The 12,501-nt window shown below is 67.4% G+C and carries 10 protein-coding genes; 6 read left to right on the top strand and 4 right to left on the bottom strand.

All coding sequences use genetic code 11. The features are described 5' to 3' along the window. Positions 1–122: 122 nt before the first annotated feature. Positions 123–1,274 carry a glycosyltransferase family 4 protein gene (locus AC1DOM_RS12785; RefSeq protein WP_498963887.1) on the top strand — a complete coding sequence of 384 codons (1,152 nt, stop codon included), beginning with the start codon at positions 123–125 and terminating at the stop codon, positions 1,272–1,274. Next, on the top strand, positions 1,252–1,782 hold the full coding sequence (locus tag AC1DOM_RS12780; RefSeq protein ID WP_498963885.1) for a phosphatase PAP2 family protein: 531 nt from the start codon (positions 1,252–1,254) through the stop codon (positions 1,780–1,782). The genes AC1DOM_RS12785 and AC1DOM_RS12780 overlap by 23 nt, the downstream gene beginning before the upstream one ends. A 240-nt stretch (positions 1,783–2,022) precedes the next feature. Here AC1DOM_RS12780 and creD read toward each other — a convergent pair whose 3' ends face one another. The 3 genes from creD to creB all read right to left on the bottom strand — a co-directional run bounded on the left by creD (position 2,023) and on the right by creB (position 5,535). Next, complete coding sequence (creD, locus tag AC1DOM_RS12775; RefSeq protein WP_498963883.1) at positions 2,023–3,360, bottom strand: cell envelope integrity protein CreD; 1,338 nt, start codon at positions 3,358–3,360, stop codon at positions 2,023–2,025. Positions 3,361–3,447: 87 nt separating this feature from the next. Then, positions 3,448–4,863 carry a two-component system sensor histidine kinase CreC gene (gene creC / locus AC1DOM_RS12770; protein ID WP_498963881.1) on the bottom strand — a complete coding sequence of 472 codons (1,416 nt, stop codon included), beginning with the start codon at positions 4,861–4,863 and terminating at the stop codon, positions 3,448–3,450. 6 nt (positions 4,864–4,869) lie between these two features. Then, positions 4,870–5,535, bottom strand: coding sequence for a two-component system response regulator CreB (gene creB / locus AC1DOM_RS12765; protein WP_498963879.1), 666 nt, complete (start codon positions 5,533–5,535; stop codon positions 4,870–4,872). 38 nt (positions 5,536–5,573) lie between these two features. On the opposite strand from creB, the gene AC1DOM_RS12760 reads away from it, so the two are divergent. After that, positions 5,574–6,428 (top strand): 23S rRNA (adenine(2030)-N(6))-methyltransferase RlmJ, encoded by an 855-nt coding sequence (locus tag AC1DOM_RS12760; protein ID WP_498963877.1) that lies wholly within the window; start codon positions 5,574–5,576, stop codon positions 6,426–6,428. Between the two features lies 1 nt (position 6,429). On the opposite strand, the gene AC1DOM_RS12755 is transcribed toward AC1DOM_RS12760, so the two are convergent. Next, positions 6,430–7,377 (bottom strand): cation diffusion facilitator family transporter, encoded by a 948-nt coding sequence (locus AC1DOM_RS12755; protein ID WP_498963875.1) that lies wholly within the window; start codon positions 7,375–7,377, stop codon positions 6,430–6,432. Positions 7,378–7,503: 126 nt separating this feature from the next. Here AC1DOM_RS12755 and AC1DOM_RS12750 point away from each other — a divergent pair, with 126 nt between their 5' ends. The 3 genes from AC1DOM_RS12750 (at position 7,504) to nfi (ending at position 12,426) form a co-directional block, all read left to right on the top strand. Next, complete coding sequence (locus tag AC1DOM_RS12750; protein ID WP_498963873.1) at positions 7,504–8,082, top strand: GNAT family N-acetyltransferase; 579 nt, start codon at positions 7,504–7,506, stop codon at positions 8,080–8,082. Positions 8,083–8,161: 79 nt separating this feature from the next. Beyond that, a complete protein-coding gene (gene mfd / locus AC1DOM_RS12745) occupies positions 8,162–11,662 on the top strand; it encodes a transcription-repair coupling factor (protein WP_498963871.1) in 3,501 nt (1,166 codons plus the stop codon). 80 nt (positions 11,663–11,742) lie between these two features. After that, a complete protein-coding gene (gene nfi, locus AC1DOM_RS12740) occupies positions 11,743–12,426 on the top strand; it encodes a deoxyribonuclease V (protein ID WP_498963869.1) in 684 nt (227 codons plus the stop codon). Positions 12,427–12,501: the final 75 nt, after the last annotated feature.

Raw genomic sequence — 12,501 nt, 5'->3', positions numbered from 1 at the left:
CCGACGAGCGGTCCCCCTCCCCTGCGAGCAGGGGAGGGCCGGGGAGGGGTTCAGTCGACTCGGCGCGCAACTGTCACCAACGAGCCATCGGCCCGTCATCCGCGCCGACCACCCTGCGCCCCATGCGCTACGCCATCGTCACCGAAACCTGGCCGCCCGAAATCAACGGCGTCGCGTTGACCGTCGAAGGGCTCGCCTTGGGCCTGCGCGCACGCGGGCATGCGATCGACCTGGTGCGTCCCCGCCAACCGGGCGACGGCGATGCACTCGACGACACCCTCCTCGTCCGCGGCTTCCCGCTGCCGCGCTACCCGGGCTTGCGTTTCGGTGCACCCGCACTAGGCGCACTCACGCGCCATTGGAATGCGCGACGCCCCGATGCGGTCTACATCGCGACCGAAGGTCCACTCGGCTGGGCCGCACGTCGCGTCGCGCGACGCATCGGCGTGCCCGTCGCCACCGGCTTGCATACGCGCTTCGATCACTACATGCGCGATTACGGTTTCGGATTCCTCGAACCGCTCGCGCTGCGCTGGATGCGCCGCTTCCACAACGCGGGCGATGCGACCATCGTGGCGACGCGGGAATTGCAGGAGTACCTCGCACGACGCCGCTTCGACAACCCGTTGCGACTGGCGCGCGCGGTCGACGGCACGCTGTTCCATCCGGTCAAACGCGACGCGCAACTGCGCGCGACCTGGGGCGCGGGCGACGGCACGCTGGTCGCGATCCACGTCGGCCGCATCGCCGCGGAAAAGAATCTCGCACTGGCGATCGCGGCCTTCCGCGCAATGCAACGCGTGCGCCCGGAGTCGCGCATGGTCTTCGTCGGCGACGGACCGTTGCGCGCATCGCTCGCGGAGGCGAATCCCGATCTCATCTTCGCCGGCCTGCAACGCGGCGAAAACCTCGCGAGCCATTTCGCGAGCGGCGACGTCTTCCTCTTCCCCAGCCGCAGCGAAACCTTCGGCAACGTCACGATCGAAGCGATGGCCAGCGGCGTGGCGACGATCGCCTTCGACTACGGCGCCGCGCGCGAACACCTGCGCCACGGCGAACACGGCCTGCGCGTGCCCGACGGCGACGCCGCCGCGTTCATCGCCGCCACCGTGCGCCTGGCGCGGGACGAAGTCGGCCTGCGCCGCATGCGCGTCGCCGCGCGCGGCGCGATCGAACACTTGCACCCAGACCAGGTCGCCGCGGAGTTCGACGCCCTGCTCCAGATGCTCGCCGCCCGCAGGAGGATCGCCGATGCCCAGCTTGCCCCGGATTGACTCGGCCTGGTGCCTGAAGGCCAATCATTGGTGCGAACACCGCGGCGTTCGCGCGGTCTTCGCCTTGGTCAGCCGCCTCGGAGACGGCGGCGCCTGGTACACGCTGATGGCGGCGATGGTGATCTTCGATGGCGGCCACGGCCTGTTCGCCGCAGCGCACCTGGCAGTGACCGGCGCCATCGCGGTCGGGTTGTATGCGCTCCTGAAGCGCTGGACGAAGCGGCCGCGCCCATTCGCTTCCGATGCGCGCATCCACGCGTGGGTCGCGCCCCTCGACGAGTTCAGTTTCCCCTCCGGGCATACCTTGCACGCCGTAGCGTTCACGCTCGTTGCGCTGGCGTATTACCCGGTGCTTGCATGGATCCTGGTGCCGTTCGCATCGACCGTCGCAGTCTCGCGCGTGGTGCTCGGCTTGCATTACCCAAGCGATGTGTTGGCCGCGACGGCGATCGGGACGGGGATCGCGTCCTTGTCGTTATGGTGCGTGCCCGGGGTGACGTTGTTCTAGCGGCCCCTTCGATAAAGATCGGGGCAGTGCGAAGCTTGCTTCGCACCGGCAGAATGAATGCCCGGGCGAAGCCCCTGATCGAGAGCCAACGTTCGAATGGTGATGCCCCAGCGTTGTGAGTTTCAAATTTTTTTCCCAAAAAAATTTGGAACTCACGACGTTCGGGCGGCGCGCCAATGACGAAGGCCCCACGCCTCGCCACGTGAAGTGGCGAGGCGAACCTGAGCGTACCGTACCAAGTCAACGCTGCAACGCGTACCAATCCACCTTGCGCGTCACCACCATGACCGTCGCCAACACGACGAACAGCAGCCCCGCCCCGAGCACCAACGCGTTGTCTTCAGACACCAGCACCCCGTACAACGCCGCGTACAGCGTCGCCAGCATCCCCGCAAAGCCCAACCCGCGCACGACACTCCGCAACACCGCACTCAGGTAGAACCCGAGCAACCCGATGCACGCCGCAGCCGACGCAAGGTAGGCCGAACCAAAAGGGATGTGCTCGCTCAGACTCACGAGCAACAGAAAGAAGATCGCCAGCGCCAACCCGACCAGCCCGTACTGGATCGGGTGGATCGGCAACTGCTTGATCAACTCGAACATGAAAAAGCCGACGAACGTCAGCAACACGAACAGGATCCCGTACTTCGTCGCGCGATCGGCCAGCGTGTAACTGTCGACCGCGTCGAACAAGGTCACCCCCACCGCGTCGATCCCCGAGGTCGCCGTATCCGCGCCGCGCATCGACGCCAGCCGCAGCAGGTTGGCCGGTTCGTTGCTATCGAGGAAGGACGTTTGCGCGCTGGTCGCCAACGAGGAGATCTCCCACTGCGCGCGAAATCCCTTTGCATCCACCGTGCGCGTGCGCGGCAGGAAACTGCCGCCGAAGATCGGATCGGGCCACGTCGACTTCAGTGCGAAGCGGTTGTCGCGTGCGATCGGCACCAGCGCGAGCGCTTCGGTGCCGCCGATGACCGCGTCGAACGCCAGGTTCATCGCGAGCGTCTGTCCAGCCACCGGTGCATCCAGGCGCGCATGCACGCCGCCGATGGGCTGGCTGCCGAAACCTGCCTTCAATGGCAGCGCCCTGCCATTCAAGCGCAAGGTGGGCGTGCCGACGAAGCCGCGCACGTCCGAAGCACCGACGCTCAGGAAGGGACGCCCGATGCGTCGCGGATGCACGCCATCGGCGGGAATCTGCGCGCGGATCGCCGCGACCGCATGCATGTCCAGTTCGTACACCGGCACGCGATACAGCCCGCGCTTGCGCGTGTCGGGCTTCATCGTGCCGTCGATCGCGAGCGTTTCAGGGAAGAAAGTCCAGCTCCCCGCTTGCTCCTTGAGGACCTTGCGCGTGCCCTGCGGCGTCACCTCGTCCTGTTCGACGAGTTCCAGATAAGGCACCACCAGCACCGGCCCCAGCACCGCCTGCCTGCCGGCGCTGGTGGCCGCGACGTTGGCCACCGCCTGCGCGCGATAGGTCTCGCGCTCCTCGATGGTGCGATGGATGAGCATCAATGGGATCAGCAAGCCGAGCGTGAGGAAGAAAACGACGACCGCTTTGAAGGCGAAGCGCATGGCAGGTCCTTTCCTGGCCTTGGGATGCGTGCAGCTTCGCGCCGGCGCGTGCGGCGCCGATGGCGGGTGTGTGTGGCGGCGGTGAAGTCAGGCTTCGGGCAAATCGAGCGTGGCGATCGCCCCGCCGTCCGGTGCGTTCCCGAGCGTCGCGCGGCCGCCGTGCAACGCGGCCACCTCGGCGACGAAGCACAGTCCCAGGCCGCTGCTGCGGCTGCCGCCTTCCGGGCGCGGCAGGGAGTAGAAGCGTTCGAACACGCGCGGCAACGCGTAGTCGGGGATGCCGGGGCCGGCGTCGATCACCCGCACGTGGCACCGGCCCTGCCCGTCGGATGCAACGTCGACATCGACGTGGCGGCCCTTCGGCGAGAACGACACCGCGTTGTCGAGCATGTTGACGATGGCCTGGCGCAGCAGGAATGGATCGCCTTCCACGTGACATGCGCCGCCTTTGAGGCGGATCTCGACATCGCCTTTCGCGCAGTGCGCGATCGCATCTTCGGCGACGTCGCTCAGTGCGAGGCGATCGCGCACTTCGAGCGTCTGCTGGTGTTCGACGGCGGCCAACGCCAGCAACTTGTCGATCATCTGCGCAAGCCGCTCGCTCTGCGCGCGGATGGCGCCAGCGAAGCGCGCGCGATCGGCTTCCGCCATCGGCGCTTCGAGCAACTCCGCGCTGCCACGGATCGCGGCGAGCGGGCTCTTCATCTCGTGCGTCAATGTGTGCACGTACTGCTCGACGTATTGCTTGCCTTCCAGGCGCACGCGCATGGTTTCCAGCGCTTGTCCGAGATCACCGAACTCGCCAGCGGCATTGGGCAGCGTCGCGCGCTCACCCGCAGTCACTGCATGCGCATAGCGCTGCAACGCGCCCAGCTGTCGCGAGAACCACCACGCCGTCGTCAGCCCGATCAACAGGGCAACACCCATCAGCAACCAGCCCCAGCGCATCACCTTCGACTGGCTGCGTGCGATGAACGGCGCGAGCGTCTGGTTCGGCTTGGCGACGGTGAGCACGCCGACGATGCGGCCGCTCGCATCGCGCAAGGGCGCTGCGACGTGCATGACCGTCGAGTTCGGATCCGCGGGATCGCTGCGCGTGGAGCGCGCGCCATAACGCCCATGCAAGGTGAGGTAGACATCGTTCCAGCGCGAATAGTCCTTGCCGACGTCGCGCCCGACGCTATCGAACACGACGATGCCCTTCGCATCGGTCACATAGATGCGCGTGGTCACCGCGCGTTTCTGGAAGCCCCAGATCTGCGCACCCGGGTCGCGCGACCGCACGGCCTCGACGCGTTGCGCGAAGCGACCGTCGGCGATGTGTCCGGCGAGGAAATCGTCCGTCGCGATCTCCGCGAGCACGTTTGCGGTTTCCGCCAGCGTGTCCTCCATCGCCTGGCGCACGCCGGGCTTGACCTCGGCGACGAACACGCGCGCGAGCAACAAGGCCGCGAGCGCGACGATCGCGAAGTAACCGAGGAAAACGCGCAGGCCGATGCGCATGCGGCGTCAGGCGTCGATCGAATAGCCGATGCCGCGGTGCGTGCGGATCGGGTCGCAGGAAGGATCGAAGGCGTGCAGTTTCGCGCGCAGCGTCTTGACGTGCGTGTCCACCGTGCGATCGCCGCTTTCCAGCGCGTCGCCCCACACGCGGTCCATCAATTGCGCGCGCGTGAGCACCGCACCGGGCCGCTGCAGCAGTGCGGCGAGAAGTCCGTATTCGTAGCGCGTGAGGTCGAGCCAGCGCCCGCGCCAGCGGATGCGATGGCCTTCGGCATCGTGCGCGAACCCGTGGCCCGGCGCCGGTTCCGGATGCGTGGCCACGCGCCGCAGCACCGCGCGCACGCGCGCCACCAGTTCGCGCGGCGAGAAGGGCTTGGTGACGTAATCGTCGGCGCCGAGTTCGAAGCCCAGCACGCGCTCGGCTTCGGCCGCGTGCGCGGTGAGGAAGATCACCGGCAGGTCGCCCCCACGCCGCAATTCCCGGCACAGCGCGAAGCCGCCCAGGTCGGGCAGGCCGACATCGAGGATCGCCAGGTCGAAGGGCGTTTGTCCCGCGGCGCGCAGCGCGTCGCCGGCGGTCAGGCAATGGCGCACGTCGAAGCCGTCCTCGCGCAAGGCGTAGGCCACGGTGTCGGCGATGGCGGTCTCGTCTTCCACAAGCAGCAGGCGCATGCGCGGAGCATAGCCGCCCAACGCGTATCCTGCGCACCATGAACTATCGCCACGCCTTCCATGCCGGCAACCACGCCGACGTGCTCAAGCACGTCGCCCTCCTGTCCCTGTGCGAGGCGCTGCGCGCCAAACCCGCCGCATGCTTCGCGCTCGACACCCACGCCGGGCGCGGCCTGTATTCCCTCGATGCCGTGGCCGCCAAGCGCACGGCCGAGGCCGAGGGGGGCGTCGCGAAACTCCGCGCCACCGGCGACGTCAACATCACCCGTTACCTGGCCGCCGTCGAAGCCTGCCGCGCCGCGCACGGCCCGCGCGCCTACCCCGGTTCGCCCTGGCTGCTCGCGCATGCCCTCCGCGAACAGGACCGCATCACCTGCTGCGAATTGCAGCCCGACGAAGCGTCGATCCTGGGGATCGAGTTCCGCGACGACCCGCGCGTGAACGTGCAACGGGGCGATGGCTACGCGGCGATGAAGGCCCTGTTGCCCCCGCGTTCGGGCCAGACGCGTCTTTCGCGCGGCCTGGTGCTGATCGATCCGCCGTACGAAGCGCAACTGGAAGAATTCGATTTCGCGATCACCGCCCTGCGCGATGGCCTGCAGCGTTGGCCGCAGGGGATGTTCGCGCTGTGGTATCCGATCAAATTGCGGCGCTCCCTGCCGCCGTTCTATCGGCGGGCGGCGGCCCTGGAAGCGAAATCGGCGCTGGTCATCGAGTTGCTGGTGCGCCCCGACGACTCGCCGCTGCGCATGAACGGCAGCGGCTTGCTCGTGTTGAATGCGCCGTGGCAATTCGACAGGCAGTTCCGGCCAACGCTCAACGCCCTGCGCAACACGCTGCAGGAAGCTGCGGGCGGCAACGCGCACATGGAGTGGTTGCGCGCGCCCGCGTGAACTAAAGCGTCGCCGGCCCGTAATCCTGGTCGCGCGTGCCCGAGCCCGGCATTTCCGGTTCGAAGAAACTCCAGCGCACCGTGTGGAAACGCGCCTTCAGGTCCTTCTCGATCGCGTTGATGCCGTCGATCAGCGCGCGCGAGCTGTCGGTTTCGTGCATCTCGGCATGCACCGACACCATCATCTCGTTGCCCAACTGCAGCGTGATCAGGCTGATCACGCGCGCGATCTCCGGGCGCCCTTCCAGGAACGTGCGGATGTCGGCCTGCACTTTGACATCCACGCTCTGGCCGATCAGCAAGGCCTTCACCTCGACAGCCACGAACACCGCGACGACGATCAGCAACACGCCGATGCCGATGGTGCCGATCGCATCCCATGTCGGGTCGCCCGTCACCACCGAGAGCCCGATCGCGACCAGCGCGAACACCAGGCCGAGCAACGCCGCCAGATCCTCGCCGAAGATGACGACGAGTTCGGCCTGCCGGCTTTCATGGAACCACTGCCACAGCGAGCGATCGCCGCGGCATTTGTTTACTTCCTGCAGGCATGCGCGCATCGAAATGCCCTCGGCGATGATGCCGAAGGTCAACACGCCGGCCGCCCACCACCAGTGCAGGATCGGTTGGGGGTCGTGCAGTTTGTGCACGCCTTCGTAGAGGCTGAACATCCCGCCGACCGAGAACAGCATCAGCGCCACAAGGAAGGACCAGAAGTAGATGGCCTTGCCGTAGCCCAGCGGGTAATCCTTGTTGGGCGGCTTCTTGGCCTGCTTGAGGCCGAGCAGCAGCAACAGCTGGTTGCCGCAGTCGGCCAGCGAATGCACGGTCTCGGCGAGCATCGCGCTGGAATTGGTCATGTATGCCGCAAAGCCCTTGGCGCAGGCGATGGCGAAATTGGCCCCGAGGGCGAAGAGGATTGCGCGATTGGAGTCGCCGCTACCGGCCATTGGCGTTTCGATACATGAATGGGAGAGCGCGCAAGCATAACAATCGGGCGCGTTAGGCCCGGTGTTGGCCGCCGCTTAACACGCGTCTAGAGCTGGGCTTCACCTCACCTCTGGCAAGGTCGCTGAATGGCGGCCCGCAACCGACTTCCCCCGTGGCACGAACAGATCCGGCTCAGCAATGGGCGTGAGGTGCTCATCCGTCCGATCCGGCCGGCCGACGCCGATCCCTTGCGGCAGGGCTTTGCCCTGCTCGAGCCCGATGAAATCCGACAGCGCTTCCTGCACGCGGTGCGCGAACTCACGCCCGAGATGGCGGAGAAACTCGCGCGGCCCGACGCCAAGCGCGAATTCGCGCTCGTCGCCGCCGAACCCCTGCCGCCAGGCGAAGCCCTCGTCGGCGCAGTGGCGCGCGCATCGATCTCCGAATCGGGCCGCGAGGCGGAGTTCGCGATCCTGGTCAGCCACTACATCTCGGGCCTGGGCCTGGGCCGACACCTGATGCGCCGTCTGGTGCGCTGGGCGAAAGGCCGCCGCCTGGAACGCCTGTGGGGCGACGTGCTCGAACACAACCAGCCGATGTTGGCGCTCGCCACGTCCCTGGGGTTCCGTCGCGAACCCACGCAGCAGCCCGGACTGGTGCGCGTGGTGCTGGACCTGCAGCCCAGTCGCGACACGCACGTGCACGACGAACCGCAAGCCGCCTGAGCCCCGGTAAACTCGCCCTCCTCCTTCCCGCTGGCCGCGAAAGCGTCCGGGCGATGCGCTGCTTTTCTTCGCGGACACGATGAACGACATCACCGACTCCCCGACCCCGCCCCTTCCCCGCGCCGGCCAATCGCGCGCCTGGTGGCGCGCGCCCGCTTCCGCCTCCGCGCTCGCCTTCCACATCGCGCGCGCCGCGCGCGTGCACGACGGCCCGGTGCTCGTGGTCGCGAAGGACAACCACGGCGCGCACCAGCTCGAATCCGACCTGCATACGCTGCTGGGCCAAGACGCATCGCTGCCCGTGTTGCCCTTCCCCGATTGGGAAACACTGCCCTACGATCAGATCAGCCCGCATGCCGACATCGTTTCGCAGCGCCTGGCCGCACTGCTGCGCCTGCCGACGATCAAGCGCGGCATCGTCGTCGTGCCGGTGCAGACGCTGCTGCAACGCGTGGCGCCGGTGCGCTACGTGGTGGGCAACACCTTCGACGTGCGCGTCGGCCAGGTCTTCGACCTGGATGCGGAAAAGCGCCGCCTGGAAAGCGCGGGCTATCGCAACGTGCCGCAGGTCTTCGATCCCGGCGACTTCGCCGTGCGCGGCGGGTTGCTCGACGTGTACCCGATGGGTGCGCACGAGCCGTATCGCGTGGAGCTGTTCGACGACCAGATCGATTCGATCCGCGCCTTCGATCCCGAATCGCAGCGTTCGCTCGACAAGGTCGATGCAGTGCAGATGCTGCCGGGTCGCGAAGTGCCGCTCGACGAAGACGCGCGCAAACGCGCGATGGACGCCTTGCGCGATCGCTTCGACATCGACACGCGCCGCAGCGCGCTGTTCCAGGATCTGAAGGTCGGCCTCGCGCCGGCCGGCATCGAGTATTACCTGCCCCTGTTCTTCGAAGCCACGCGCGGCGAAGGCACGACCGCGACGCTGTTCGATTACCTCGGTGATCGCATGTTGCCCATCGTGACCGAAGGCGCGCTCGCCTGCGCGGACGTGTTCTGGACGCAAACCGCCGAACGCTACGAACAACGCCGGCACGACATCGAACGGCCGCTGCTCGCGCCGAACGAGATCTACCTCTCGCCCGACCAGTTGCGCGAAACGCTGAACGCACGCCCGCGCGTGGATGTCGTCGGCGGCGAAGATGCGAAGGCCGCCAAGGCGCAAGCCCTCGGCGACCAGCCCGCGCCCGACCTGCCCATCGCCGCGCGCGAAGCGGGCGCCGGCGCGTTGCAATCCTTCCTCTCGACGTATCCGGGGCGCGTGCTCATCGCCGCCGATTCCGCCGGCCGTCGCGAAGCCTTGCTCGACGTGTTGCATGCCGCGGGCGTCAATCCGGAAACGATCGCCGACTGGCAGGCCTTCCTCGCCGGCACGATGCGCTTCGCCATCGCGGTCGCGCCGCTGGAAGACGGGTTCGCACTCGATGGCGCCCTCGTCGGCGGCACGCCGGTCGCGCTGCTCACCGAACGCCAACTCTTCCCCGAACGCGCCTCGCAACCGCGCCGCCGCAAGCGCGCAGGCCGCGAACCCGAACAGATCATCCGCGACCTCGGCGAGTTGAGCGAAGGCGCGCCGATCGTCCACGAAGACCACGGTGTCGGCCGCTACCGTGGCCTGGTCACGCTCGAAGCCGGCGGCACGCCGGCCGAATACGTCGAGATCGAATACGCGAAGGGCGACCGCCTGTACGTGCCCGTCGCGCAACTGGATCGCATTTCGCGTTACTCCGGCGCTTCGCCGGAAACCGCGCCGCTGCACAACCTCGGCGGCGAACAGTGGACCAAGGCCAAGCGCAAGGCCGCCGAGAAGGTGCGCGACGTCGCCGCCGAACTGCTCGAAATCCAGGCCAAGCGCCACGCGCGCGCGGGCATCGCGCTCGATGTGGACCGCGCCCTGTACGAGCCCTTCGCCGCGACCTTCCCCTTCGAGGAAACGCCCGACCAGCACGCGGCGATCGAAGCGGTGATCCGCGACCTCGCCTCTTCGCAGCCGATGGACCGCGTGGTGTGCGGCGACGTGGGCTTCGGCAAGACCGAAGTCGCGGTGCGTGCGGCATTTGTCGCCGCAACCGGCGGCAAACAAGTCGCGGTGCTCGTGCCGACCACGCTCCTCGCCGAACAGCACTACCGCAACTTCCGCGATCGCTTCGCCGATTGGCCGCTCAAGGTCGAAGTGCTCTCGCGCTTCAAGACCACCAAGGAAATCAAGGCCGAACTCGACAAGCTCGCCGAAGGCAAGATCGACGTCATCGTCGGCACGCATCGCTTGTTGCAGAAGGACGTGCGCTTCAAGGACCTCGGCCTGGTGATCGTCGACGAGGAACAACGCTTCGGCGTGCGCCAGAAGGAAGCCCTGAAGGCCCTGCGTGCGAACGTGCATCTGCTGACGCTGACTGCCACGCCCATCCCGCGCACGCTCAACATGGCGATGGCCGGCTTGCGCGACCTGTCGATCATCGCCACGCCGCCGGCGCATCGCCTCGCGGTGCAAACCTTCGTCACGCCCTGGGACGGCGCGCTGCTGCGCGAGGCGCATCAGCGCGAACTCGCGCGCGGCGGGCAGGTGTACTTCCTGCACAACGACGTCGAGACCATCGGCCGCATGCAGCGCGACCTGCAGGATCTCGTGCCCGAGGCCCGTATCGGCATCGCGCACGGCCAGATGCCCGAGCGCGAACTGGAACGCGTGATGTTCGACTTCCACAAGCAGCGCTTCAACGTGCTGCTGTGCACGACGATCATCGAGTCGGGCATCGACATCCCCAACGCGAACACGATCATCATGAACCGCGCCGACAAACTCGGCCTGGCGCAGATGCACCAGTTGCGCGGCCGCGTCGGTCGTTCGCACCATCGCGCGTACGCCTACCTCGTCGCGCCCGACAACCGCAGCATCACCGTCGATGCGCGCAAGCGCCTGGAGGCGATCGCATCGATGGATGAGCTCGGCGCGGGCTTCACACTCGCCACGCACGACCTGGAAATCCGCGGCGCGGGCGAATTGCTCGGCGAAGACCAGAGCGGGCAGATGGCGGAAGTCGGTTTCAGCCTGTACACCGAGCTGCTCGAGCGCGCGGTGCGTTCGATCAAGCAAGGCAAGCTGCCGGACGAAGATCCGAACTTCGAGCATCGCGGCGCGGAAGTCGTGCTCAACGTGCCGGCGCTGATCCCCGACGACTATCTCCCCGACGTGCACGCGCGCCTGACGCTGTACAAGCGCATCAGCAGCGCGCGCTCGGCGGACGAACTGCGCGACCTGCAGGTCGAGATGATCGATCGCTTCGGCCTGTTGCCGGATGCGGCCAAGCATCTGTTCGCCATCGCCGAACTCAAGCTGCAGGCCACGCGCATCGGCATCCGCAAGATCGACCTGGGGCCGGCGGGCGGGCGCCTGCAATTCGAATCCAAGCCCGACGTCGACCCGATGACGGTGATCCGGATGATCCAGAAACAGCCGCAGCACTACGCGATGGACGGCCCCGACAAGTTGCGCCTGAAGCTGGACCTGCCCGATGCCGCCGCGCGGGTACAGGCTGCGCGGGGGCTGCTGACGGCATTGCAGCGGGCGGCTTGAGCCGGCGGCCGGGCCCGGGCGGGGCTTGCGTGACGGCCGCTTGGCCGGCACCTTCGCGCGCGGCCGGTATGCTCTGACCCATGACCAATCTCGATCACAACCCCCTCGACCCTTGGGACGGCAGCGTCGCCCAGGCGCGCGCCCTGCAGGACATGATGGCGCGACGCGTGTTGTTGCGCGACGGATTCCGCTCGCCCTTGCGCGCCGTCGCGGGGTTCGCGGTGGCGATGGAGGACGAAGGCACGCGCACGCGGGCGGTCGCGGTGTTGATCGACGCCGAGTCGATGGACCTGATCGATGCGCAGGTGGCGCATGTGTCGGCGTCGACGAAGTACGTGCCGGGGTTCCTGTCGTTCCAGGTGATGCCGGCGTTGTTGCGGGTGCTCGACATGTTGCCGCAGGCGCCGGACCTGGTGTTGTTCGACGGGGACGGGATCGCGCATCCGCAGCGGTTCGGGATCGCGTCGCATTTCGGCGTGGTGTCGGGGTTGCCGACGATCGGGATCGGGAACAAGTTGTTGCTGGGCACGGCGGCGGATCTGCAGCAGGTGCGCGGGGCGTATACGCCGCTGCGGGATCACGGTGAGCAGATCGGTTGGGTGTTGCGAAGCAAGCCGGAGGTGTCGCCGATCATCGTTTCGCCGGGGCATCGGGTGGCGATGGCGTCGGCTGCGGATCTGGTGAAGCGGTTCGTCGCCGAGGAGCGGATGCCGGAGCCGGTGCAGATGGCGCAGCATCTTGGGGCGCGGGGGATGCGCGTTTAGGACTCCACCTCCCCTCCAGGGGAGGTCAAAAAGAAGCCCGCCGCATGGCGGGTTTCTTTTTGGGTGGGGTAAAGC

It is taken from the genome of Lysobacter sp. P5_B12, from assembly GCF_056400425.1.
The sequence above is the reverse complement of the archived record's forward strand: the minus strand, read 5'-3'. Positions and strand labels throughout refer to the sequence as shown.

Bases quoted from the DNA above. Each gene is read 5' to 3' on its own strand.
- creB (WP_498963879.1), bottom strand. From the start codon at position 5,535: ATGCGCCTGCTGCTTGTGGAAGACGAGACCGCCATCGCCGACACCGTG.
- creD (WP_498963883.1), bottom strand. From the start codon at position 3,360: ATGCGCTTCGCCTTCAAAGCGGTCGTCGTTTTCTTCCTCACGCTCGGC.
- nfi (WP_498963869.1), top strand. From the start codon at position 11,743: ATGACCAATCTCGATCACAACCCCCTCGACCCTTGGGACGGCAGCGTC.
- AC1DOM_RS12785 (WP_498963887.1), top strand. From the start codon at position 123: ATGCGCTACGCCATCGTCACCGAAACCTGGCCGCCCGAAATCAACGGC.
- AC1DOM_RS12780 (WP_498963885.1), top strand. From the start codon at position 1,252: ATGCCCAGCTTGCCCCGGATTGACTCGGCCTGGTGCCTGAAGGCCAAT.
- AC1DOM_RS12760 (WP_498963877.1), top strand. From the start codon at position 5,574: ATGAACTATCGCCACGCCTTCCATGCCGGCAACCACGCCGACGTGCTC.
- AC1DOM_RS12755 (WP_498963875.1), bottom strand. From the start codon at position 7,377: ATGGCCGGTAGCGGCGACTCCAATCGCGCAATCCTCTTCGCCCTCGGG.
- creC (WP_498963881.1), bottom strand. From the start codon at position 4,863: ATGCGCATCGGCCTGCGCGTTTTCCTCGGTTACTTCGCGATCGTCGCG.
- mfd (WP_498963871.1), top strand. From the start codon at position 8,162: ATGAACGACATCACCGACTCCCCGACCCCGCCCCTTCCCCGCGCCGGC.
- AC1DOM_RS12750 (WP_498963873.1), top strand. From the start codon at position 7,504: ATGGCGGCCCGCAACCGACTTCCCCCGTGGCACGAACAGATCCGGCTC.